Raw genomic sequence first — 22,623 nt, forward strand, 5'->3', positions numbered from 1 at the left:
GAGGTTCACATCAGTGCCTTTCGTCTAAAAATGCAATCCGAGGACTGCGTCAGACAGTCGGGTAGACGAACGGCATGACCAGGCCGATGAGGGCAAGCGCCTCACAGAAGGCGAAGCCGAGGATCTGGTTGGCGCGGATGAGGCCGGCGGCCTCGGGCTGACGGGCCAGCGCCTGCGTACCGTTACCGAAGATGATGCCGACGCCGACGCCGGGGCCGATGGCGGCGAGGCCGTAGCCGATGGAGCCCAGGTTGCCCTTGATTTCGACGCCAGCGGCGACGGTCTGCGCGAGAGCGGACATGCCGGTTCTTCCTTTTCTTTCATGGACCGGTGGGGGTTGGCCACCGGACGTCTGATGGCTTGGGGGGTGGAGCTGGGTCAGTGGCCCTCGGCGAGAGCGCCCTGAACGAAGCTGCAGGCCAGCAGCACGAAGACGTAGGCCTGGACAGCCTGGATGAAGAGCTCGAAGGCGGTCATGATGATGACCATCACGAACGAGACCGCCGAGTACGCGATGCCGATGCCGTTGAGCATGTACCAGCTGGCGATCGTGAAGAGCAGCAGCAGCGTGTGGCCCGCGAACATGTTCGCGAACAGTCGCACGGTGTGCGTGAACGGCCGGACGATGAGGTTCGAGAAGAGCTCGATCGTCATCGAGAGCGGCAGGACCGCGCCGAGCGACTTGTCGTAGCCCGTGAAGTTCTTGAAGGCGCCGACGAATCCGTGCCGCTTGAACGTCAGGCTGACCCACATGATGTAGACGATCGCGGCGATGGCCGCCGGGTAGGCGATGATCGCCGTCACCGGGAACTGGGCGAGCGGAACGATCGACCAGAGGTTCATCATCCAGACGAAGAAGAACAGCGAGACCATGAAGGGCACATACTTCTCGCCCTCCTTCTTGCCGATCGTCTCGTACACGATGCCGCGGCGCACGAAGTCGTAGCCGGCCTCGGCGACCATCTGCAGCTTGCCGGGGACGAGCTTCGGCTTGCGGAAGGCCGCCCAGAAGAAGGCCACGACGACGACCGAACCGAGCAGGGCCAGCAACATCGTCTTGTTGAAGTACAGGTTGCTGTCGCCGTCGCCCCAGAGGGGCTTGAACAGGAACGAGTGCAGGCCGGGAGCCGGGAAGCCACACCCGTCGAAAAGGTGGCAGTTGGTCTCGAAGGCGAGCACCTGCGTCGGATCAGCACTCACCGCGGGCTCCTTCAGCGTGGCGCATGGGTACGGCAACCTCGTTGTGTCGGCGCGGCGCGCAGCCGCGGTTCGGCACTGGACTGGTGTTTCGGATGATGGGGCGGCGGTCGGGCATCAAGCCTCGCGATCGAGCAGGCGTCAGCTCAGATGCCCAGGCCCGCAGTGCCGCAGTTGGCACCGGACGATAGCAGGGTCCGGAACTCGCACTTATCCCGCCCCTACCGTTCACGATTTCGATCCCGGCGTTACGGACTTTTCGGTCTTGGCGGAATCCGGCTCGACATAAAGGATCTTGGCCTTCATGTGCGCGCGTGCCTGCGCGCCGATCCATGCGAGGGTCAGCGCAACCAGCGTGATGGCAAAGGCCTTTGGGTTGAACAGCGTCGTGTTCTTGAAGACCGCGACGAAGATGAACAGCAGCAGCAGCTGGGCCGTGTACAGCGCCAGACCCATGGCCTGGAACAGCTGCGGGTAGGACCTGGCGGTGCGTTGCAGGACGACGAGTCCGATGCCCATGAAGAGGATCACGACCAGCGTCGCGACGATGGCACCCAGCGCCCCCTTGCCGCCCGCGACCACGCCGCTGACAACGGTCGCGACAGCGCCGGCGGCAGCGGTGGGCAGGGCGGTCTGGAGAAGGGTGCGTGCGTCGTTGGACGGCATGGCGGCAGCTCCGCTTGCTGGTGGGGGCAAAGTGGTGTCGTCATGGACGAGCGTAAGCCCGGGCCGAGTTGGTATCTCAGGCCAACGGACCGTCGCACTACGGTCCTTCGGCTCTGGCGCCGGGTCTCGTGAACCGTATCACAAACTATTTGATGAGGTCTTTACCATGGGGGTGTGCTGCCCATCACACTTGAGAGTGATGCTGCGCGTTTGTGCGCAACGGGCGGTGAGATGTCTGCTATTGGGCGTCGACGCGGCAATTCGTCAGCGCGACGCACCGGTCTTCCGTCGGTCGGGGAAACGCGAACGGGGGCCGATGGCGGTCGCTCCGTTGACGCCGGAGACACCGGCCGCCACGGGAGTGCGCTCCTCGGCCGCCTCGGCCGCCTCGTCGTCCTGTGCCGTCCCCTCCTCGTCGGCCTCTTGGTGCGCCGCCGCTCCGCGCGAGGCCGCCGACGCGCCGCCCTTGACCCGCCGGTAGCGCGGCGGCACGAACCGCTCGGCCCACCGGGGGGCGCGCGGCGTGAACCGCGGCAGCAGCAGCAGGACGAGCCCGACCGCGCTCAGCGCGACGATCATCAGCACGATCCACATCGACGCCGAGTGCACCGAGTAGGCGACCGCGCCGAACGCGATGAGCGCCGACCAGAAGTACATGATCAGCACCGCCCGGCTGTGCGAGTGCCCGATCTCCAGGAGCCGGTGGTGCAGGTGGCCGCGGTCCGCGGCGAACGGCGACTGTCCGTTCCAGGTCCTGCGCACGATCGCGAGCACCAGGTCGGCCATCGGAATGGCGATGATCGTCAGCGGCATGAGCAGCGGGATGAAGACCGGCAGCATCGCGTGGGTGGCGTCGCGGGTGCCGCCGAAGTTGAGCTTCATCGCGTCCGGGTCGACCTGGCCCGTGATGGAGATGGCGCCGGCCGCCAGGACGAGCCCGATGAGCATCGAGCCGGAGTCGCCCATGAAGATCCGCGCGGGGTGCATGTTGTGCGGCAGGAAGCCCAGGCACATGCCCATGAGGATGGCGGCGAAGAGGGTGGCGGGGGCGGCCGCCTCGATTCCGTACCCGTACCAGAGCCGGTAGGCATACATGAAGAACGCCGCGGAGGCGATGCACACCATGCCGGCGGCCAGGCCGTCGAGGCCGTCCACGAAGTTCACCGCGTTGATGGTGATCACGACGAGGGCCACCGTGAGCAGGGTGCCCTGCCAGGAGGTCAGCGAGACCGAGCCGATGCCGGGGATGGGCAGCCACAGGATGGTCAGACCCTGCATCACCATGACGCCTGCGGCGATCATCTGTCCGCCGAGCTTGATCAGCGCGTCGATCTCGAACTTGTCGTCCAGGACGCCGATCAGCCAGATCAGGGCGGCGCCCGACAGCAGCGCCCGTGGTTCGTTGGACTGGCTGAAGACCGCGTTGAGCCCGTCGAGGTGGTCGGCGACCAGCAGTCCCGCGCACAGGCCGCCGAACATGGCGATGCCGCCGAGTCTCGGCGTCGGCTCCCGGTGCACGTCGCGCGCACGGATCGCCGGCATCGCGCCCACGGCGATGGCGAACTTCCGCACCGGCCCGGTGAGCAGATAGGTCACCGCGGCCGTGACGCAGAGCGTCAGCAGGTATTCACGCACGGGCTGCCCCAGAGGTATCGCTGGCCATCTCAGCCCCACACCCTAGCTTCGCGCGCATGTGGTTGAGGACATCCGGATCCGGCGGATGGTTGCGGGTACCCCCCGGAAGCGGGGATAAGCCTGCATTTTTCCCGTATGCGCACCCTGTGAATGCGGGCCGGAGCGTGCATTCGGGCCGTCTTTCCGACCGCTTCCGGCCCCTTAAGGAGGAGGAAACCGTTCCGCCAGCTCCCGTACGCCCGCCCGCGCCCTCGGATCCTCGCGCATCGCCATCGCGAACAGCACCGCGATTCTGGCCATCTCCGTCTCCCCCATGCCCTGGGTGGTGACGGCGGCGGTGCCGAGCCGGATGCCGCGGGCCTCGGCGTGCGGCAGCGCGCAGCTGTCCAGGATGAGACCGGCGCCGGCGAGGCGCCCGCGCGCGGCGCGGCCGTCGACGCCGAACGGCGCGGGGTCGGCGAGCACGAGGTGGGTGTCGGTGCCGCCGGTGGCCACCCCGAACCCCTCGGCGAGCAGCCCTTCGGCGAGGGTGCGGGCGTTGGCGACGACCTGGTGGGCGTAGGCGGTGAAGGCAGGTGTGGCCGCCTCGCCGAAGGCGATGGCCTTCGCCGCGATGGTGTGCATCTGCGCGCCGCCCTGCGTGAAGGGGAAGACGGCGCGGTCGATGCGGGCGGCGAGGTCGGCGCCGCACAGGACGAGCCCGCCGCGCGGGCCGCGCAGCACCTTGTGGGTGGTCGCGCACACCACGTCGGCGTACGGGACCGGGCTCGGGGCGGCTCCTCCCGCGATCAGGCCCATGGGGTGCGCGGCGTCCGCGATGAGGTAGGCGCCCACGTCGTCCGCGATCTCCCGGAAGGCCCGGTAGTCCGGGTGGCGGGGGTAGGCGATGGAGCCGCACACGATGGCCCGGGGCCGGTGTTCGGCCGCCAGGTCCCACACCTCGCCGTAGTCGATGAGCCCGGTGTCGGGCTCGACGCCGTAGCCGACGAAGTCGAACCAGCGCCCCGAGAAGTTGGCGGGTGAGCCGTGCGTGAGATGTCCGCCGTAGGGCAGGCCCATCGCCAGAACGGTGTCTCCCGGCTTCAGGAGCGCCGCGTAGGCCGCGAGCACAGCCGAAGTGCCCGAATGCGTCTGTACGTTGGCGTGGGCGGCCCCGAAGAGGGCTTTGGCGCGTTCGACGGCGACGCGTTCGGCGACGTCGACGACCTCGCAGCCGCCGTGGTGGCGGGCGCCGGGATATCCCTCGGCGTACTTGTTGCCCAGGTGCGAGCCGAGAGCGGCGCGCACCGCCGGCGAGGTGAAGTTCTCGGCGGCGATCAGCTGGAGCGAGGTGGCCTGCCGCTCGGCCTCACCGAGCAGCACGTCGGCCATGTCGGGGTCCTGCCGCCTCACGGCGTCGAGCCCGGCGAGTTCAGTGCCAACTGCGGACGTGACGGACATGCGTCCAGCGTAGGTCGCGGGTGCGCCGCGCGCCCGGCATGCGGGCGCGCGGTACTCCGGCTGGTGCTTCGGGTGGCGTCAGGGGGGTGTCAGTGGTGGTCACAGCGGTGATGACAGCGGTGGTGTCAGTGGTGGGTCGAGACGCCCGTCAGCGCGGTCACGACCGGGTCGAGCGCCTGGTTGATCTCGTCGCCGATGGAGCGGAAGAACGTGATCGGGGCGCCGTAGGGATCGTTGACCTCGTCGGCTTCGGCGCTGGGCGCGAGCAGCCACCCGCGCAGCGCCGCCGCGGCCCGCACCAGGGCCCTGGCCCGCTCGACCATGCCCTCCTGGAGCGGGTCGGGCAGGGTGGCCGGGTCTATGGCCCGCACCAGGCGCGTGAACTCCTTCAGGGTGAAGGTGCGCAGGCCCGCCGAGTGGCCCATCGAGATGACCTGGGCGCGGTGGTCCCGGGTCGCGGTGAGGACCAGGTCGGCGGTGATGACGTGCTCGTCGAGGAGTTCGCGCCCGGTGAAGCCGGTGGCGTCCGCGCCGAAGTCGGCGAGCACGGCGGCGGCGTTGGCCTCCATCGGGGCGCCTTCGTGCCCCCAGGTGCCTGCGCTCTCCACGATGAGGCCACCCGTGAACGGGTCCCCGAGGCGGTCGCTCAGGGCATGGCGGGTCAGCCGCTCGGTGATCGGCGAGCGGCAGACGTTGCCGGTGCTGACGTGGAGGATGCGGAACGAGTCCACCGCGGGGTGGACCGTGCCTATGCCACGCCCCTCAGGGGCGGTCAATTGGCCACCTCGAGGTCGGGTACCACCTTGCGCAGCTCGTCCGCGTCGAGCGCGCCGGCGCGCAGCAGCACCGGGACCTTGCCGGTCACGTCCACGATGGAGGAGGGCACGATGCCCGGGGTGGGGCCGCCGTCCAGGTACACCGAGACGGAGTCGCCGAGCATGCCCTGGGCCGCGTCGCAGTCCTCGGGCGAGGGGTGACCGGTGAGGTTGGCCGAGGACACGGCCATCGGGCCGACCTCGGTCAGCAGCTCGATGGCGACGGGGTGCAGCGGCATCCGGATGGCGACGGTGCCCCGGGTGTCGCCGAGGTCCCACTGGAGGGACGGCTGGTGGCGCGTGACCAGGGTCAGGGCGCCCGGCCAGAACGCGTCGACGAGTTCCCAGGCCTGCTCGGTGAAGTCGGTGACCAGGCCGTGCAGGGTGTTGGGCGAGCCGATGAGCACGGGCGTGGGCATGGTGCGGCCCCGGCCCTTGGCGTCGAGCAGGTCGGTGACGGCCTGCGAGCTGAAGGCGTCCGCGCCGATGCCGTACACGGTGTCCGTCGGCAGCACCACGAGCTCGCCGCGGCGGACGGCGGCAGCGGCTTCGCGCAGACCGGTGGTGCGGTCCGTCGCGTCGTTGCAGTCGTATCGCCGAGCCATTAGCGGGCCTCCTCGTACACGTACGCGGTCTGGGGGGTGGGGCGGGTCACGGTGTGGCCTTGCGGGCGGTGGCGAAGCGCGGGCGGTTGTTGAGGTCGGGGTGGTCGGCCGCGTCCGCCCAGCCGGCCTCCTCGTTGAAGATCCACGGCACTTGGCCGCCCTGGGTGTCGGCGTGCTCGATGACGACGAGCCCGCCGGGCCGCAGGAGGCGGTGCGCGGTGCGTTCGATGCCCCGGATGGTGTCGAGGCCGTCCTCACCGGAGAACAGCGCGAGTTCGGGGTCGTGGTCGCGGGCCTCGGGGGCGACGTACTCCCACTCGGTGAGCGGGATGTACGGCGGGTTGGAGATGACCAGGTCGACCTGACCGTCGAGCTCGGGCAGCGCGGTGAGGGCGTCGCCGTGGTGGAGAACGACGCGGGACCCCTCGACGTTCTTCCGTGTCCACGCCAGGGCGTCCTCGGACAGCTCCACGGCGTGCACGCGCGAGCGCGGCACCTCCTGCGCCATGGCGAGCGCGATGGCGCCCGAACCGGTGCACAGGTCGACGATCAACGGCTCGACGACGTCCATCGCGCGGACGGCGTCTATGGCCCAGCCCACCACCGACTCCGTCTCGGGGCGGGGCACGAACACCCCTGGCCCGACGTGGAGTTCGAGGTAGCGGAAGAAGGCGCGGCCGGTGATGTGCTGCAACGGCTCACGCGCCTCGCGGCGGGCGATGGCCTCCCAGTAGCGGGCGTCGAAGTCCGCGTCCTTGACGTGGTGCAGCTCTCCCCGCTTCACGCCGTGGATGTGCGCGGCGAGCTCTTCCGCGTCGAAGCGCGGCGAGGGCACGCCCGCGTCGGCCAACCGCTGGGTGGCCTGGGCCACTTCGGCAAGCAGCACGCTTCGGGGGCCTGGGGGTCGCCCCCCAGAGTTTTGCTGCACGCTGGTCCTCCGGCAGTCGTACGGGGGTGGGGATTACTGGGCGGCCGCGAGCTTGGCGGCGGAGTCCGCGTCGACGCAGGCCTGGATCATGGCGTCCAGGTCGCCGTCGAGGACCTGGTCCAAGTTGTACGCCTTGAAGCCGACCCGGTGGTCCGAGATGCGGTTTTCCGGGAAGTTGTACGTCCGGATCTTCTCGGAGCGGTCGACGGTGCGCACCTGGCTGCGGCGGGCGTCGGCGGCCTCCTGCTCGGCGGCCTCCTGGGCGGCGGCCAGCAGCCGCGAGCGCAGGATGCGCATGGCCTGCTCCTTGTTCTGGAGCTGGCTCTTCTCGTTCTGGCAGGAGGCGACGACGCCGGTGGGGATGTGCGTGATGCGCACGGCGGAGTCGGTGGTGTTGACGGACTGGCCGCCGGGACCCGAGGAGCGGTACACGTCGATGCGCAGGTCGTTCATGTTGATCTCGACGTCCACCTCCTCGGCCTCGGGCGTGACCAGCACACCGGCGGCGGAGGTGTGGATGCGGCCCTGCGACTCGGTGGCCGGCACGCGCTGCACGCGGTGCACACCGCCCTCGTACTTCATCCGTGCCCAGACGCCCTGGCCGGGCTCGGTTGCGCCCTGGCCGCCCTTGGTCTTCACGGCGACCTGGACGTCCTTGTAGCCGCCCTGGTCGGACTCGGTGGAGTCGATGATCTCGGTCTTCCAGCCGACGCGCTCGGCGTAGCGCAGATACATGCGCAGGAGGTCGCCGGCGAACAGGGCCGACTCGTCGCCGCCCGCACCCGCCTTGATCTCCAGGAGTACGTCCTTGTCGTCGCTCGGGTCGCGCGGGACCAGGAGCAGACGGAGCTTTTCGGTCAGCTCCTCGCGCTGCGCGGTCAGGTCCTTGACCTCGGCGGCGAAGTCGGGGTCGTCGGCCGCGAACTCCCGGGCCGTCTCGATGTCCTCGCCCGCCTGCTTCCAGGCGCGGTAGGTCCCCACGATCGGCGTCAGCTCGGCGTAGCGCTTGTTCAGCTTGCGCGCGTTGGCCTGATCGGCGTGGACCGAAGGGTCGGCGAGCTTCGTCTCGAGATCGGCGTGCTCGCCGATCAGGTCCTCGACCGCTTCGAACATCGGTGGCTCCTGGGATTTCAAACGGAGAAGAACAGAGAAGAGCAGAGAAGAGCGGGGAAGAGCTGGGAAGAGCGCAGAAGTAGGTCGTGACGGCAAAGCGCCGGTCGCGGCGCCCCCGGGAAGGAGGCGCCACGGACCGGCGCAGTGGGCTCGCTACTTCTGGGCGGAGCCGGCAGCGGCCTTGCCGAAGCGGGCCTCGAAGCGGGCCACGCGGCCGCCGGTGTCCATGATCTTCTGCTTGCCCGTGTAGAACGGGTGGCACTCGGAGCAGATTTCGGCGCGGATGGAGCCGCCGCCGATCGTGCTACGGGTGGTGAAAGCCGCGCCACAGGTGCAGCTGACCTGGGTCTCGACGTACTCGGGGTGGATGTCGCGCTTCAAGGTGTCTCCTAGGTTCGGGAGGGCGCCGGGTCGCAGACGCGGATTGCGCATACGTGAACCGGGGCCGACGTACCAGTCTGCCAGGACTGGGCGCATCTCCCAAAACCGGGGTGGAGGCGGAACTATTCCCCCGCCAGCGCCGGGGCTCTCCCCCGGCGCGGCCCTGGCGCCCCCCTGGCCTCTGCGCAGCCCTACTGACCAGCCACGTAGCCGCCGGCCGTGCCCTTGTCGCCCGCCGAGTCGGCGGTGGCGGACGCCGGGATCGGCTGGTCCTTGGCGAGGGCGTCCCACACCTGGCGCGACTGCTCCTCCAGGGGGCTGACGCGGTTGGGGTCGCGCTTGTCGTACTGCACCGGCAGCGTGATCATCTTGACGTTGGACGCGTCCAGCCCCTTGAAGCCGCTCGCGAAACCGATCAGCGAGTTCACCGAGCTCAGGTCGGTGTCGGTGGTGATCGCCTTGGTGGCGGCGTCGGCGAGACCGTAGAGCCTGGCGGGGTTGCCGAAGACGCCGACGCTCTTGACCTGGCTGATCAGTGCCTTGATGAAGGCCTGCTGGAGCTGGATGCGGCCGAGGTCGCTGCCGTCGCCGACCACGCCGTGACGGGTCCGTACGAGGCCGAGCGCCTGCTCGCCGTTGAGGGTGTGCTTGCCGGCCGGCAGGTCGAGGTGGCTCTTGTCGTCCTTGATCGGCTTGTTGGTGGTGACGGGCACCCCGCCGAGCTGGTCGATGAGCTTCTTGAAGCCGGTGAAGTCGACCTCGACGTAGTGGTCCATGCGGATGCCGGACATCTGCTCGACGGTCTTGACGGCGCAGGCCGGGCCGCCGACCTCGTACGCCGTGTTGAACATCTGGCGCTTGCCACCGGGGTCGCTCTTGCCGTCGTCGGTGGTGCAGGAGGGGCGCGTGACCAGGGTGTCGCGCGGGATGGAGACGACGCTCGCGCTCTTGTGGCCCTGGTAGACGTGGACGATCATCGCGGTGTCGGAGCGGGCTCCGCCGTCGTCCGTGCCGTACTCCTTGTTGGCGCCGGCCCGCGAGTCCGAGCCGAGGACCAGGATGTCCTCCGAGCCGTTGTCGACGTTCTGCGGGCGGTCGGTGCCGAGCTGGGCGTTGATGTCGACGCCCTTGAGGTTGCCGTTGAGCTTGAAGTACACGTAGCCGAGGCCGGTCCCGCCGACGAGTACGACGCCTGCCGCGCTCCACGCGGCGATCCGCACGGCGCGACGGCGCCCGCTGGGCTGCTTGCGGCGCTTTCCCGCCCCGCGTATTCGACTGTTGCGTGCGCCCTGCTCGGCCATGGTCTCCTCAGTTCTCGGTGCTTCCCGATTGCCCCCTGCCCCGGTGTTCAGGCACGGATTGTCGACACTCGTCAGACGTCGAAGCACCAAGAAGGGTTGCACAGGGTTCTAAGAGCCCCCTAAGAGAGCGCCGGGCCCCGCGCGCCCCTCGGCGTCGCTTTCGCCGCTCTCACCTGCGGGTTCTCGTGGGCGCCGCCGGCCACCCCGGGCCCGGGCGGGCGCGCGGCGTGTGTCGAATGCCTCAGCCGGCGCGCGAGCGGCCCCGAGCGCCCCGCACGCGACGGCGCCCCCGGCACCGAAGTGCCGGGGGCGCCGTCAACTGGCTCTGGAAGAACCGGAGTTGCTAGTCGTTGCCGTTGCCCGGACCCGGAGTGGTCTTCTGGATCTGGAGCAGGAACTCGGCGTTCGACTTCGTCTGCTTCATCTTGTCCAGGAGCAGCTCGATGGCCTGCTGCTGGTCGAGGGCGTGCAGCACCCGGCGCAGCTTCCAGACGACCGCGAGCTCGTCGCTGCCGAGCAGGATCTCTTCCTTGCGGGTGCCGGACGCGTCCACGTCCACCGCCGGGAAGATGCGCTTGTCGGCGAGCTTGCGGTCGAGCTTGAGCTCCATGTTGCCGGTGCCCTTGAACTCCTCGAAGATCACCTCGTCCATGCGCGAGCCGGTCTCCACGAGCGCGGTGGCGAGGATGGTCAGCGAGCCGCCGTCCTCGATGTTGCGCGCGGCACCGAAGAAGCGCTTCGGCGGGTAGAGCGCGGTCGAGTCGACACCACCGGACAGGATGCGGCCGGAGGCCGGGGCCGCCAGGTTGTACGCACGGCCCAGACGGGTGATCGAGTCGAGCAGCACGACCACGTCGTGGCCGAGCTCGACGAGACGCTTGGCGCGCTCGATGGCCAGCTCGGCGACGGTGGTGTGGTCCTCGGCGGGACGGTCGAAGGTCGAGGAGATGACCTCGCCCTTGACCGACCGCTGCATGTCGGTGACTTCCTCCGGACGCTCGTCGACCAGGACGACCATCAGGTGGCACTCGGGGTTGTTGTGGGTGATCGCGTTGGCGACCGCCTGCATGATCATGGTCTTGCCGGTCTTCGGCGGGGCCACGATCAGGCCTCGCTGGCCCTTGCCGATCGGCGACACGAGGTCGATGATCCGCGTGGTCAGGATGCCCGGGTCGGTCTCCAGACGGAGCCGGTCCTGGGGGTAGAGCGGGGTCAGCTTGTTGAACTCGGGGCGGCCGCGGCCCGAGTCGGCGGCCATGCCGTTGGAGGAGTCCAGACGCACCAGGGCGTTGAACTTCTCGCGGCGCTCGCCGTCCTTGGGCTGACGCACCGCGCCGGTGACGTGGTCACCCTTGCGCAGGCCGTTCTTGCGGACCTGGGCGAGCGAGACGTACACGTCGTTGGGGCCCGGCAGGTAGCCGGAGGTCCGGATGAACGCGTAGTTGTCGAGGATGTCCAGGATGCCCGCGACGGGGATCAGGACGTCGTCGTCGGCGACCTGCGGCTCGGCGCCGAACTCCTCGCGGCCACCGCGACGGCCGCGGCGGTCGCGGTAGCGTCCGCGCCGGCCACGGCGGCTGCCGTCGTCGTCGAAGTCGTCCTGCGGGCCGTTGTTCTGCTGCTGGCTCTGCTGGCCCTGCTGGCCGCCCTGGCGCTGGCGCTGGCCGCCCTGCTGGTCGTCGCCCTTGCCGCGCTCGCCGCGCTGACGCTCCCCGCGCTCGCCACGGTCGCCGCGCTCACCGCGGTCGCCCCGCTCACCACGGTCGCCGCGCTCGCCGCGCTGGCGGTCCCTGCGCTCGCCACGGTCGCCGCGCTCACCGCGGTCGCGGCCACGGCGGCCCTCGGCGGTGTCGACGGCCTCTGCGGCCTTGGCCTCGGGCTGGTTCTCGGTCTTCACCTCGGCCTTGGCCTCCGTCTTGGTGACGGTCTCGACGGCGGCCGAGGTGGACTCGGGGCTGCCGGAAGGCGCGGTGGCCCGACGGCGGCGGCGCTCGCCCGCGGGCTGCTCGTCGCCCGCGCCGGACTGGTCGGACGCCTTGGCGGACGGCTGGCCCGGGATGTCGATCTGCTGCTGCGCGGCCTGCTTGTCGCCGGCGGGGGCGGCGGCGTCGTCGCCGGTGCGCGCCTTGGAGGTGGCGCGGCGCTTCGGCTTGGTTTCGGCGCCGTCGGCGGCCGGGGCGCTCTTGGCCGACGCCGATGCGCCCCCGGCCTGCGCCTCCTTGATGACCTCGATCAGCTGGCTCTTGCGCATGCGCGCGGTGCCCCTGATGCCGAGGCCGGACGCGACCTGCTGCAGCTCGGCCAGGACCATGCCGTCGAGGCCGGTGCCGGAGCGGCGGCGCCGTGCGGTGGTGCCAGAGGCAGCACCTGCGGCGGGCGCGGCGTTGTCGACAGAACTGTCGGCACTCACGCCCATCAGATCGGTGGTGTCGCTCACGAAGGGTCCTTCCCTGGAGCGGACGTCGGCCTGTCTGGCTCGGCGACCGGTTGTGCTGTCCGGCTGCGGCCCGTGATCTTGTCGATCACTGATCGTGCCGGGGCGGTGGTCCGCCGCGTACGGCGGAGAGACAAAAGTGCGTGGGTTCCGGCCCGAGATCCCCCTGCTCGGCCCCTGCCGGGAAGGAGCGTGGGGTGTCGTGCCGGTTCCGGAGCGTGCTCGAAACTGCTCAGGCAGGCTGCGCTGGCAGTTGGGGAGGCTCTCGGAAGAAAGGCGGTCCCTGAAGGGGACACGAAGCACCGCGCCACGAAGACGACCGATGCAGACTTGAGGTTAACACTACCGGATCCAACAAACATTCCCCCTCTCGTTCACCGGCAAGCCGTGCTCCCTGACGCCCGGCCCCGGCCCTAGGACCCGAGCGGCAGGACGCTCGCGCCCGCGGCGTCGAGACTGAGCCGGTTGGCGGCCCACCCCTCCCCCGCAAGGCGTGCGACCTTGTCGGCCGCACCGTCCTCGACCAGCGCGAGCACCGTGGGGCCCGCGCCGGAGATGACCGCGGGGACACCGTCCGCGCGCAGCCGGTTGACCAGTGCCACGCTCTCCGGCATGGCCGGCGCGCGGTACTCCTGGTGGAGCCGGTCCTCGGTGCCGGCGAGCAGCAGCTCGGGGCGCCGGGTCATGGCCTCCACGAGCAGGGCCGCGCGTCCCGCGTTGGCCGCGGCGTCGACGTGCGGAACGGAGCGCGGGAGCAGCCCGCGCGCGGTCTGGGTCAGGACCGCCTTGCCCGGCACGAAGACCACCGGAACGATGGAGTCCGCGGGATCCATCCTGATCGCGCGGGCCGCGCCGCCGTCCATCCAGGACAGCGTGAAACCGCCGAGCAGACAGGCGGCGACGTTGTCGGGGTGACCCTCGATCTCGGTCGCGAGTTCCAGCAGGGCCGCGTCGTCGAGCCGGGCGTCGCCGCCTATGGTCACGGCGCGCGCGGCGACGATGCCGGCGCAGATGGCGGCGGAGGAGGAGCCGAGCCCGCGACCGTGCGGGATGCGGTTGGCGCAGACGACCTCGAGGCCGCGCGGCTGGCCGCCGAGCAGGTCGAACGCGGTGCGCAGGGACCGTACGAGCAGGTGGCTCTCGTCGCGGGGCAGGCTCTGGGCGCCCTCACCCGCGATGTCGATGCCGAGGCCGGAGTCGGCGACGCGGACGACCACGTCGTCGTAGAGCCCCAGTGACAGGCCGAGGGAGTCGAAGCCCGGGCCGAGGTTGGCACTGGTGGCGGGGACGCGCACCCGTACGGCGGCGGCGCGGAATGCGGGACCGGCCATCGCTCTGATGACTCCTTGTGAGGGCTGCTGCTGGGGTCTGCTGCGAGGTTTTCCGAAGACGTACAAAACACCCGAGGGGCCACGTGGGCAACTGCACCACGGCATATGCGGCGGGGCGGGTTGGGTACAGCCTATCGAAGGAAGGTTCCGCGGCGACATAGGGCGCACAGGAGGCGCACGATGCGTGTCGCGAGCCCCCTGTGCCCCTTCGGGCGGGCTTGCCCCGCTTTACGTACGCGTCCCGGCTCGGCGGGACGCGTACGCGGGGCGGCGCGTAACCGCGATCACGCGCGGTGTGGCACTACACTAGGCCAAGACGCTCGGCCGCGGCGGCCGCGTCCACCGGGACGGTGACGGGCTGCGGGGCTCCGGCGACCGCCCAGTCGGGGTCCTTGAGGCCGTTTCCGGTCACCGTGCACACGATCTTCTGGCCGGGGTCGACCAGACCGCGTTCGGCGGCCTTGAGCAGACCCGCGACGGAGGCGGCGGACGCCGGCTCGACGAACACGCCCTCCTGCGAGGCGAGCAGCCGGTAGGCGCGCAGGATCTCACGGTCCGTCACTTCGTCGATGAAGCCGCCGGATTCGTCCCGCGCGGCCAGCGCGAACTGCCATGAGGCGGGGTTGCCGATGCGAATCGCGGTGGCGATCGTCGAGGGGTCCTTGACGACCTCGCCGCGCACGATCGGCGCCGAACCCGACGCCTGGAAGCCCCACATGCGCGGGGTGTGCGTGGAGACCTGGTCGGCGGCGTACTCCTTGTAGCCCTTCCAGTACGCCGTGATGTTGCCCGCGTTGCCAACGGGAAGGACGTGGATGTCCGGGGCGTCGCCCAGCGCGTCCACGATCTCGAACGCGGCGGTCTTCTGGCCCTCGATGCGCACCGGGTTCACCGAATTGACCAGCGCCACCGGGTAGTTGTCGGAGAGCGAGCGCGCCAGCGTGAGGCAGTCGTCGAAGTTGCCGTCGACCTGGAGGATCTTCGCGCCGTGGACGAGGGCCTGGCCCATCTTGCCGAGCGCGATCTTGCCCTGCGGCACCAGGACCGCGCACACCATGCCGGCCCGCACCGCGTAGGCGGCGGCGGATGCCGAGGTGTTGCCGGTGGAGGCGCAGATGACCGCCTTGGCGCCCTCCTCCTTGGCCCGGGTGATCGCCATCGTCATGCCCCGGTCCTTGAAGGACCCGGTCGGGTTGGCGCCCTCGACCTTGAGGTGGACCTCGCAGCCCGTGCGCTCGGAGAGCACCTGCGCGGGTACGAGCGGCGTGCCGCCCTCGCGGAGGGTGACGACCGGCGTCGTAACGGAGACGGGGAGCCGGTCCCGGTACTCCTCGATGATTCCGCGCCACTGGTGGGTCATTGCTGGTTACTCCCCTTCAACACGCATGATGCTGGCGACACCACGCACGGTGTCGAGCTTGCGCAGCGCTTCCACGGTCCCGGTGAGGGCCGCGTCCGCCGCGCGGTGGGTGACGACGACGAGGGAGGCCTCTCCGCCCTCCTGGACGCCGACCGCGTCGCCGCCGCCGGAATTGCGGCTCTGCTGGCGCACGGTGTCGATGGACACGCCGTGCTCGGCGAAGACCGTCGCCACCTGGGCCAGCACGCCCGGCTTGTCGGCCACGTCGAGGCTGATGTGGTAGCGGGTCACGACCTCGCCCATGGAGCTCACGGGCAGCCGCGTGTACGCCGACTCTCCGGGCCCGGTGGCCCCGGCGAGTCTGTTGCGGCAGACCGCGACCAGGTCGCCGAGTACCGCCGACGCCGTCGGGGATCCGCCGGCGCCCGGCCCGTAGAACATCAGCTGGCCGGCGGCCTCGGCCTCGACGAACACCGCGTTGTAGGCGCCCCGCACGGAGGCCAGCGGATGGTCGAGCGGGATCATCGCGGGGTGGACGCGGGCGGTGACCGAACCGCCGTCGGCGGCGCGCTCGCAGATGGCGAGCAGCTTGATGGTGCAGCCCATGGCCTTGGCCGACGCGAAGTCGGCGGCGGTCACCTCGGTCATGCCCTCGCGGTAGACGTCGTCGAGGCGGACGCGGGTGTGGAAGGCGATGCCGGCGAGGATGGCGGCCTTCGCGGCGGCGTCGAAGCCCTCGACGTCGGCGGTCGGGTCCGCCTCGGCGTAGCCGAGCGCGGTGGCCTCGTCCAGGGCCTCCTGGTAGCCGGCGCCCGTCGAGTCCATCTTGTCGAGGATGAAGTTGGTCGTGCCGTTGACGATGCCCAGCACCCGGTTGACCTTGTCACCGGCAAGGGACTCGCGCAGCGGCCTGATCAGCGGGATCGCGCCGGCGACGGCGGCCTCGTAGTACAGGTCGCGGCCGTGCTCGACGGCTGCCGCGTGCAGCGCCGCGCCGTCCTGGGCGAGCAGCGCCTTGTTGGCGGAGACGACGGACGCGCCGTGCTCGAAGGCGGTGGTGATGAGCGCCCTGGCGGGCTCGATGCCGCCGATGACCTCGACGACCACGTCGATGTCGCCGCGTTTGACCAGGGCCGTGGCGTCGGTGGTGACCAGGGCGGGGTCGATGCCCTCGCGCACCTTGGAGGGCCGGCGCACGGCGACGCCGGCGAGCTCGACCGGGGCGCCGATGCGCGCCGCGAGGTCGTCGGCGTGCGTCGTCATGATGCGCGCCACCTCTGAGCCGACCACTCCACAGCCCAGCAGCGCCACCTTCAGCGGACGCGTACGCATCATCCGACCTCGTTTCCTCTTCAAACCTGCAATGCCAACCAGTCTCACTCACCGGACCGGGGTTTCTGCCCTCGGTCCGGATCCTGAGACAACTATTTCATTTACCCGACGTCGAGACGCAGGAGATCTTCCTCCGTCTCACGCCGGACGATCACCCGCGCCGCTCCCTCGCTCACCGCGACGACCGGCGGGCGCAGGGCGTGGTTGTAATTGCTGGCCATGGAACGGCAGTACGCGCCGGTCGCCGGCACCGCGATCAGGTCGCCCGGCGCGAGATCGGCGGGCAGGAACGCGTCGCGCACCACGATGTCACCGCTCTCGCAGTGCTTGCCGACCACCCGGACCAGCATCGGCTCGGCGGTGGAGGTGCGCGAGACGAGCGAGACGGAGTACTCGGCGTCGTACAGCGCGGTGCGGATGTTGTCGGACATGCCGCCGTCCACGCTCACATACGTCCGCAGCCCTTCGAGCGGCTTGATCGTGCCGACCTCGTACAGCGTGAAGGCGGTCGGCCCGACGATCGCGCGGCCGGGCTCGACGGAGATGCGGGGCACGCGCAGCCCGGCGGCGTCGCACTCGCGCGTGACGATCTCGGTAAGGGACTTGGCGATCTCGTGCGGCTCGCACGGGTCGTCGTCCGAGGTGTACGCGATGCCGAGGCCGCCGCCCAGGTCGATCTCGGGAAGCTCGACGCCGTGCTCGTCACGCACCTCGGCCAGCAGCTGCACGATGCGGCGCGCGGACACCTCGAACCCGGCCATGTCGAAGATCTGCGAGCCGATGTGGGAGTGGACGCCGACCAGTTCGAGCCCGTCGAGCTTGAGGGCGCGGCGCACCGCCTCGGCGGCCAGGCCGTCGGCGAGCGCGATGCCGAACTTCTGGTCCTCGTGCGCGGTGGCGATGAACTCGTGGGTGTGGGCCTCGACGCCCACGGTGACCCGGATGAACGCCTTCTGGACGGTGCCCAGCTCCCGCGCGATGTGCGCGACCCGCACGATCTCCTGGAAGGAGTCGAGCACGATCCGGCCCACGCCCGCCTCGATGGCCCGCCGGATCTCGGCCTCGCTCTTGTTGTTGCCGTGGAAGGCGATGCGCTCGGCGGGCATCCCCGCGTCGAGCGCGGTGACGAGCTCGGTGCCGGAGCACACGTCGAGGTTGAGCCCTTCCTCGCGCAGCCAGCGCACCACGGCCCTGGAGAGGAAGGCCTTGCCGGCGTAGAACACGTCCGCCTCACGGCCGAAGGCGTCGGCCCAGGCCCGGCAGCGCTCACGGAAGTCGGTCTCGTCCAGGATGTAGGCCGGCGTCCCGAACTCCTCGGCCAGACGCGTCACTTGGAGCCCGCCAACGGTGAGCCGGCCGTCCGCGTCACGGCCGACGGTGCTCGACCAGATCTTCGGGTCGAGGACGTTGAGGTCGGCGGGCGGCGCGGAGTAGTGCCCTTCGGTCAGCACGTCGGCGTGGCGGGGGCCGGCGGGGTGCGCGGATCGGCTCATGTTCTGTACGTCTCTTCTCTTGCACGGCTTGGGTCATGACGGTGGCCGACGGTGTCCTCGTGCCCGGTCACAGAAATTCCGGGGCGTCGACGCCGAGCAGGGTCAGGCCGCCGGCCAGCACCGTCCCGGCGGCCTCGGCGAGGGCGAGCCGGCAGCGGTGGGCGGCCGAGGGTTTCTCGTCACCCAGCGGCAGCACCGCGTGCTGGAACCGCAGCAGTTCGTCGGCGACGGCTTCGAGGTGCCGCGCGAGCCGGTCGGGAGCCCGGTGCCGGGCGGCGCCTTCGAGCACCGCCGGGTGGTCTCCGAGGAGCCCGAGCAGCGCCGCCCCCTCGGGCGCGGGTCCGGGCTCCGAGGCGAATCCCAGCTCACCGGCGTTGCGCGTGAGGGCGCGGGAGCGGGAGTACGCGTACCGCACCCGGAACAGCGCGTTGCTCTCGCGCTGGGCGAGCAGTTCCCGCGGGTCGGTACGCGGCCGGTCGTGCCGGGCGGCCCGCAGCATCGCCCAGCGGGCGGCGTCGCCCCCGACGAGCCCGGCAAGATCCGGCACGGGACAGGCGACGACGGGCAGGCTCTCCCCGCCGCGCTCCACGACCCGCGCGCCGGCTCCCTGGGCACCGAGCAACCGCACGACCACCTCGGTGACGATCCGCGCCCGCTCCTCGGGGACGGCCGCGAACGCGAAGCTCCGGCCGGCCAGCGCCTCCCCGTACCCGTACCGCGCGCCGGCCGCCCGGACCTGCCGTACGACGTCGTCCTGGGCGGCGCGGTCCAGGGTGATGTTGAGGAACCCCGGCCCGCTGATCTCGACGAGGGCGATCCCGGGCTGCGCGGCGATGCGCGGGCGCAGTGTCTCGGCGACCCGGCGCGGCTCAAGCCCCGTGACGGCGGCGAGCTTGAGCGCGATCCCGCTGGCGTAGTCCCCCCGGCCCCCGGGCCGGGGCCGCTCCACCTTGACCATGGCGGGCGCGAGCTCCCCCACCCCCGCGATGGCACCCTCGTCCACCGCGCTGCGCACGACGCGCACGACGGTGAGGGAGAGCTCTGCGGGGGTCACGGGACCAGCGTAGGCGAGAAGGGGGGCCCCTTCGCGAACCGGTTTCGCCATGCGGGCAGATCGGGGGCGCGGCCGGGGCGGGGGTCGCGGCGCGGGCTCGGCGCGCACACGGAGGAGGCGGTGCGAGGAGCGCGCACACGGAGGTGGGGGGTGGTGAGACGAGGGCCACAAGGGGCGAGACGCACGCCGGGGGCGGGACTCGCGCCGGGGTGGGGCGCACGCCGGGGTGAGGCGCATGCCGGGTGAGGCGCCTGCGCGGGCAACGGGCGTCGGGCGCGCACGGGCGGCCCGGCCGTGGCCAGGGCGTGGCGGCGTTCAGCCCCGGGTGCTGCCGGCCCGCCCGGGCGCCCTGCTGCCGTCGGTGGACGGCGGAGCCTCCCGGTGTGCCAACTGCCGTACGAGCCGCACCAGCTCGGCGGGCTCGAAGGGCTTCGCGAGGAAGGCGTCGACCCCGGCCGCGAGCCCGGTCTCCACCTCGTACTGGTTGCAGGCGCTGATGATCGCCACGGGCAGCCGGCTCGTCCGGGGATCGGAACGCAACCGCGCCGCCGTCCGCAGCCCGTCGAGCCGGGGCATCATCACGTCCAGGGTGATCACATCGGGGCGGACCTGGTGCACGACCTCCAGGCACTCGGCACCATCGGCCGCGGTCACGACCTCGAAGCCCTCCAGCTCCAGGTTGACCCTGATCAGCTGCCGGATGACCTTGTTGTCGTCCACAACAAGAACCCGGCCCGACGCGCCTGACACACTTCGAGGTTAGGTCCGAGGAGGGCGCCGCGTCCGGGTTTTCCCCACTTCCGCCCCGCCCGGGGGACGCGGCCCACAACCGTGCCGGAAATACCTGTTCACAGGCACCCCGGCAGAGCTGGTAGTGTTCAACCCGTCGCCGCCGAGAGCGGCGAACGCCCCCGTAGCTCAGGGGATAGAGCAACGGCCTCCGGAGCCGTGTGCGCAGGTTCGAATCCTGCCGGGGGCACCTTGTACGAGGTGCCCAAAGACCCCGCCATCAGCGGCAACGCTGAGGACGGGGTCTTCGCGTATGTGCGGTCGACTCGCACGTCCGCTACACGACGCCGAGCCCGCGCTTCGCCAGGCGTTTGAGCGCACGGGAGAACTGGTCGACCGCGTCGCCGAGTTCTTGGTGGAGGGCGCGTACGGCCGCGTGCGCGCCGGGATCCAACGTGCGGGCGCCCCGGGCCTGGTGGGAACGGATCTGGCCGTCGACCTGGTGGGCATGGCCCCGGACGAGCACCGGTTTCTCGAACAGCGCCAGCGGGTCGGAGGCCATGGAACACCACCTGGGCGCGGCACGCGGCAAGGTGGACGCGATCCCGATCCACCGGTCGGCCGGGGTCTGTCCCCCCAGCACCGGCATGAGTTGGATCCGTGCCTCGATGAACGGCGAGGTGAAGCAGTGGAGTTCGGTCTGGAGGGGGTCGAGCTGCGTGATGGTCGCGGCCCGGACGCTCCCGAGTGACGTATATCGGGCCCCCAACGCGGTGGCCACGGCACCCACCAGCACTCCGCCGAGACCGATCCACGCCACCGGAACTTCGGACTGGGCCACCGGCTCCCCCTCAGCGCTCCCGTCACACAGCCCCACCCATGGTGCCAGGGGGCGACGCGACCAGGGAATACAGCGGAACCGTGCTGTCGAAGTGCCGGCCGGGCGGTGATGGCCCGTCCGGCTCAGCGGTCGATCACCACGGCACCTCCCCCTCGTCGTCGAAGAAGCGGCCCGTCGGGCCACCGTCCGGCAGGGAAGCGAGCCGGATCGCGATGGCCGCGCCCTGGGCCGGCGTTCGGACGCCTCGGAACCCGTTGAGGTCGGTCGCGCAGTACCCGGGGCAGCCGGCGTTGATCAGGATGTCGGTGTCCGCGAGCTCCTTGGCGTACTGCACGGTCACCGCGTTGAGGAACGTCTTCGACGGCGAGTACGCGACGGAGATCGGGCCCACCTCGACGCCGGGCGTGGTCTGGAGGGTGAGCGAGCCGACGCTGCTCGACATGTTCACGATGCGGGGCGAGGACGAGCGGCGCACCAGCGGAAGCATCGCATTGGTGACGCGGATGACGCCGATCACGTTGGTTTCCACCGCGGCCCGCACCGTGCTCACGTCCACCGTGGTCGGCATCTGCGGCGCGTTGCCCGTGGTCCCGGCGTTGTTGACGAGCACGTCGAGCCGTCCGGCGCGCTCCTCGATCAGCCGGGCCGCCTCGGCCACGCTCGCGTCGTCGGTCACGTCCAGCGGCACGGCGAACGCGTCCACACCGGCCGCCCGCAGCTTCGCCACAGCGCCCTCGCGCCGCTCCTGGTCCCGGGCGCCGACGCCGACGCTCCAGCCGAGAGCGCCGAGGCCCGCCGCGATCTCGTATCCGATGCCTTTGTTCGCGCCGGTCACCAGCGCGATGGTCTGTTCCGTCATACGTCGATCCTGCCCGGGCCCGGCTACGGACGGCCAACACCCGTTGGGTGCGGATCAATACCCGGCGAGTATCGGTCCAGCTGGGAGGGGTCCGAGCAGTACGCTGAGGGCGTGGAGACCAGGGAGTTGCGGTACTACGTCGCCGTCGCGGAGGAACTGCACTTCGGCAGGGCCGCCCAGCGGCTCGGGATCACGCAGCCCCCGCTGTCCCGGGCGATCCGCCAGCTCGAACGGCGCCTGGCGGCAACCCTGTTGGAGCGCAGCAGCCGTGCCGTCACCCTGACCGAGGCCGGCGCGGTGCTCCTGCGCGAGGCCCGGGCCGCACTCGACGCGATCGAGGCCGCCGAGCGCCGTACGCGCCGCGCCGCTCTCGCCGCGAGGGGCCAGGCCGACGTCGTCCTCGCCATCAAGGCGGGCGCCTCCAGCGACCTGCTGGCAAAGCTCCTCGACGCCTACGCCGCCGAACCCGACGCGGTCACCGTCGATCTGCTCCTGTGCGGCATCGGCGAGCAGGAACGCATGCTGCGCGACGGCCGCGCGGACGTGGCGATGCTGCATCTCCCCTACGACACGACGTCCGGTTTCGACACCGAGGAACTGCGTACGGAGGGGCAGGTCGTGGTGGTCCCGGCCCGGCACCCCCTCGCCGAGCGGGCACATGTACGCATGGCCGACGTCGCCGACCTCGCCGATCTGCCCACACCACGCTGGCCCGGCCGGGACGGCTCCTACCCGGACGGCCCCGGCCCCGAGGCCCGCGACCACGCGCAGTTGCTCCAGCTGATCGCGCTGGGCCGCGCCTGCTTGATCGCGCCGGAGTCGTGCCGGGCCCAGCTGAACGAGGATCACGCCGCGGTGCCGGTGCTGGACGCGCCGAAGATCACGACAGTGATCGCCTGGCCGCCGCACAGCCGCTCCCGCGCCGTGGCCGGCCTGGTCAGAACCGCCGCCCGCATCTGAATTCGCGCCACGTGGGTCTCTCAGGAACCTGAGACGCAGCACCTGGACGCCGCGAACGCGAAAAAGCCCCGCACCGTCGACCGTATTCCTACGATCGGGTGCGGGGCTTTTCCCACAATTTGTTCGGCGGCGTCCTACTCTCCCACAGG

21 protein-coding genes and 1 tRNA gene are annotated in these 22,623 nt (G+C 70.8%); 2 read left to right on the forward strand and 20 right to left on the reverse strand.

What is annotated here, in order from left to right:
- Positions 1-49: 49 nt before the first annotated feature.
- The 18 genes from ACFYM2_RS32380 to ACFYM2_RS32465 form a co-directional block, all read right to left on the reverse strand.
- Positions 50-301, reverse strand: coding sequence for a F0F1 ATP synthase subunit C (locus ACFYM2_RS32380; protein WP_350232670.1), 252 nt, complete (start codon positions 299-301; stop codon positions 50-52).
- Positions 302-378: 77 nt separating this feature from the next.
- Positions 379-1,200, reverse strand: a complete 822-nt coding sequence (atpB, locus tag ACFYM2_RS32385) for a F0F1 ATP synthase subunit A (RefSeq protein WP_359007491.1) — start codon at positions 1,198-1,200, stop codon at positions 379-381.
- Positions 1,201-1,425: 225 nt separating this feature from the next.
- The gene (locus ACFYM2_RS32390; protein WP_350232668.1) at positions 1,426-1,863 is read right to left on the reverse strand and encodes a hypothetical protein; all 438 of its coding nucleotides are present in this window, start codon (positions 1,861-1,863) and stop codon (positions 1,426-1,428) included.
- 264 nt (positions 1,864-2,127) lie between these two features.
- Positions 2,128-3,510 (reverse strand): MraY family glycosyltransferase, encoded by a 1,383-nt coding sequence (locus ACFYM2_RS32395; protein WP_388841146.1) that lies wholly within the window; start codon positions 3,508-3,510, stop codon positions 2,128-2,130.
- Between the two features lie 189 nt (positions 3,511-3,699).
- Positions 3,700-4,938 (reverse strand): serine hydroxymethyltransferase, encoded by a 1,239-nt coding sequence (gene glyA, locus ACFYM2_RS32400; protein ID WP_388461815.1) that lies wholly within the window; start codon positions 4,936-4,938, stop codon positions 3,700-3,702.
- 125 nt (positions 4,939-5,063) lie between these two features.
- A complete protein-coding gene (locus ACFYM2_RS32405) occupies positions 5,064-5,714 on the reverse strand; it encodes a protein-tyrosine-phosphatase (protein ID WP_359007485.1) in 651 nt (216 codons plus the stop codon).
- Entirely contained in the window at positions 5,711-6,358 is a 648-nt protein-coding gene (locus ACFYM2_RS32410; RefSeq protein WP_359007482.1) for an L-threonylcarbamoyladenylate synthase, read from the reverse strand. The genes ACFYM2_RS32405 and ACFYM2_RS32410 overlap by 4 nt, the downstream gene beginning before the upstream one ends.
- A 46-nt stretch (positions 6,359-6,404) precedes the next feature.
- Positions 6,405-7,286 (reverse strand): peptide chain release factor N(5)-glutamine methyltransferase, encoded by an 882-nt coding sequence (gene prmC, locus ACFYM2_RS32415; protein WP_388841128.1) that lies wholly within the window; start codon positions 7,284-7,286, stop codon positions 6,405-6,407.
- Between the two features lie 33 nt (positions 7,287-7,319).
- On the reverse strand, positions 7,320-8,399 hold the full coding sequence (gene prfA / locus ACFYM2_RS32420; RefSeq protein ID WP_350232663.1) for a peptide chain release factor 1: 1,080 nt from the start codon (positions 8,397-8,399) through the stop codon (positions 7,320-7,322).
- A 153-nt stretch (positions 8,400-8,552) separates the two neighbouring features.
- Positions 8,553-8,780 (reverse strand): 50S ribosomal protein L31, encoded by a 228-nt coding sequence (gene rpmE, locus ACFYM2_RS32425; protein WP_053726981.1) that lies wholly within the window; start codon positions 8,778-8,780, stop codon positions 8,553-8,555.
- A gap of 191 nt (positions 8,781-8,971) precedes the next feature.
- Entirely contained in the window at positions 8,972-10,081 is a 1,110-nt protein-coding gene (locus tag ACFYM2_RS32430) for an LCP family protein (protein ID WP_388841130.1), read from the reverse strand.
- Positions 10,082-10,424: 343 nt separating this feature from the next.
- Positions 10,425-12,518, reverse strand: a complete 2,094-nt coding sequence (gene rho / locus ACFYM2_RS32435) for a transcription termination factor Rho (protein ID WP_388841133.1) — start codon at positions 12,516-12,518, stop codon at positions 10,425-10,427.
- 410 nt (positions 12,519-12,928) lie between these two features.
- Positions 12,929-13,846, reverse strand: coding sequence for a homoserine kinase (gene thrB / locus ACFYM2_RS32440; protein ID WP_359007469.1), 918 nt, complete (start codon positions 13,844-13,846; stop codon positions 12,929-12,931).
- A gap of 301 nt (positions 13,847-14,147) precedes the next feature.
- Entirely contained in the window at positions 14,148-15,206 is a 1,059-nt protein-coding gene (gene thrC, locus ACFYM2_RS32445; protein WP_359007466.1) for a threonine synthase, read from the reverse strand.
- A 6-nt stretch (positions 15,207-15,212) separates the two neighbouring features.
- Entirely contained in the window at positions 15,213-16,541 is a 1,329-nt protein-coding gene (locus tag ACFYM2_RS32450; RefSeq protein WP_388841136.1) for a homoserine dehydrogenase, read from the reverse strand.
- Positions 16,542-16,639: 98 nt separating this feature from the next.
- Positions 16,640-18,031, reverse strand: a complete 1,392-nt coding sequence (gene lysA, locus ACFYM2_RS32455) for a diaminopimelate decarboxylase (protein WP_388461808.1) — start codon at positions 18,029-18,031, stop codon at positions 16,640-16,642.
- Between the two features lie 67 nt (positions 18,032-18,098).
- Positions 18,099-19,085 carry an ArgS-related anticodon-binding protein NrtL gene (gene nrtL, locus ACFYM2_RS32460; protein WP_388841140.1) on the reverse strand — a complete coding sequence of 329 codons (987 nt, stop codon included), beginning with the start codon at positions 19,083-19,085 and terminating at the stop codon, positions 18,099-18,101.
- A 315-nt stretch (positions 19,086-19,400) separates the two neighbouring features.
- Positions 19,401-19,835, reverse strand: coding sequence for a response regulator (locus tag ACFYM2_RS32465; RefSeq protein ID WP_350232655.1), 435 nt, complete (start codon positions 19,833-19,835; stop codon positions 19,401-19,403).
- Positions 19,836-19,992: 157 nt separating this feature from the next.
- On the opposite strand from ACFYM2_RS32465, the gene ACFYM2_RS32470 reads away from it, so the two are divergent.
- Positions 19,993-20,064, forward strand: a tRNA-Arg gene (locus ACFYM2_RS32470).
- An 87-nt stretch (positions 20,065-20,151) separates the two neighbouring features.
- On the opposite strand, the gene ACFYM2_RS32475 is transcribed toward ACFYM2_RS32470, so the two are convergent.
- Together ACFYM2_RS32475 and ACFYM2_RS32480 are read right to left on the reverse strand one after the other, a co-directional pair.
- Positions 20,152-20,655, reverse strand: coding sequence for a hypothetical protein (locus ACFYM2_RS32475; protein ID WP_359007454.1), 504 nt, complete (start codon positions 20,653-20,655; stop codon positions 20,152-20,154).
- A gap of 133 nt (positions 20,656-20,788) precedes the next feature.
- Positions 20,789-21,514, reverse strand: a complete 726-nt coding sequence (locus ACFYM2_RS32480) for an SDR family oxidoreductase (protein WP_359007451.1) — start codon at positions 21,512-21,514, stop codon at positions 20,789-20,791.
- Between the two features lie 111 nt (positions 21,515-21,625).
- Here ACFYM2_RS32480 and ACFYM2_RS32485 point away from each other — a divergent pair, with 111 nt between their 5' ends.
- Positions 21,626-22,474 (forward strand): LysR family transcriptional regulator, encoded by an 849-nt coding sequence (locus ACFYM2_RS32485; protein WP_388841143.1) that lies wholly within the window; start codon positions 21,626-21,628, stop codon positions 22,472-22,474.
- Positions 22,475-22,623: the final 149 nt, after the last annotated feature.

It is taken from the genome of Streptomyces sp. NPDC006711 (assembly GCF_042869775.1).
Lineage (GTDB): Bacteria > Actinomycetota > Actinomycetes > Streptomycetales > Streptomycetaceae > Streptomyces.

Bases quoted from the DNA above. Each gene is read 5' to 3' on its own strand.
- ACFYM2_RS32380 (WP_350232670.1), bottom strand. From the start codon at position 301: ATGTCCGCTCTCGCGCAGACCGTCGCCGCTGGCGTCGAAATCAAGGGC.
- ACFYM2_RS32390 (WP_350232668.1), bottom strand. From the start codon at position 1,863: ATGCCGTCCAACGACGCACGCACCCTTCTCCAGACCGCCCTGCCCACC.
- glyA (WP_388461815.1), bottom strand. From the start codon at position 4,938: ATGTCCGTCACGTCCGCAGTTGGCACTGAACTCGCCGGGCTCGACGCC.
- ACFYM2_RS32410 (WP_359007482.1), bottom strand. From the start codon at position 6,358: ATGGCTCGGCGATACGACTGCAACGACGCGACGGACCGCACCACCGGT.
- prfA (WP_350232663.1), bottom strand. From the start codon at position 8,399: ATGTTCGAAGCGGTCGAGGACCTGATCGGCGAGCACGCCGATCTCGAG.
- ACFYM2_RS32430 (WP_388841130.1), bottom strand. From the start codon at position 10,081: ATGGCCGAGCAGGGCGCACGCAACAGTCGAATACGCGGGGCGGGAAAG.
- thrB (WP_359007469.1), bottom strand. From the start codon at position 13,846: ATGGCCGGTCCCGCATTCCGCGCCGCCGCCGTACGGGTGCGCGTCCCC.
- thrC (WP_359007466.1), bottom strand. From the start codon at position 15,206: ATGACCCACCAGTGGCGCGGAATCATCGAGGAGTACCGGGACCGGCTC.
- ACFYM2_RS32450 (WP_388841136.1), bottom strand. From the start codon at position 16,541: ATGATGCGTACGCGTCCGCTGAAGGTGGCGCTGCTGGGCTGTGGAGTG.
- lysA (WP_388461808.1), bottom strand. From the start codon at position 18,031: ATGAGCCGATCCGCGCACCCCGCCGGCCCCCGCCACGCCGACGTGCTG.
- ACFYM2_RS32480 (WP_359007451.1), bottom strand. From the start codon at position 21,514: ATGACGGAACAGACCATCGCGCTGGTGACCGGCGCGAACAAAGGCATC.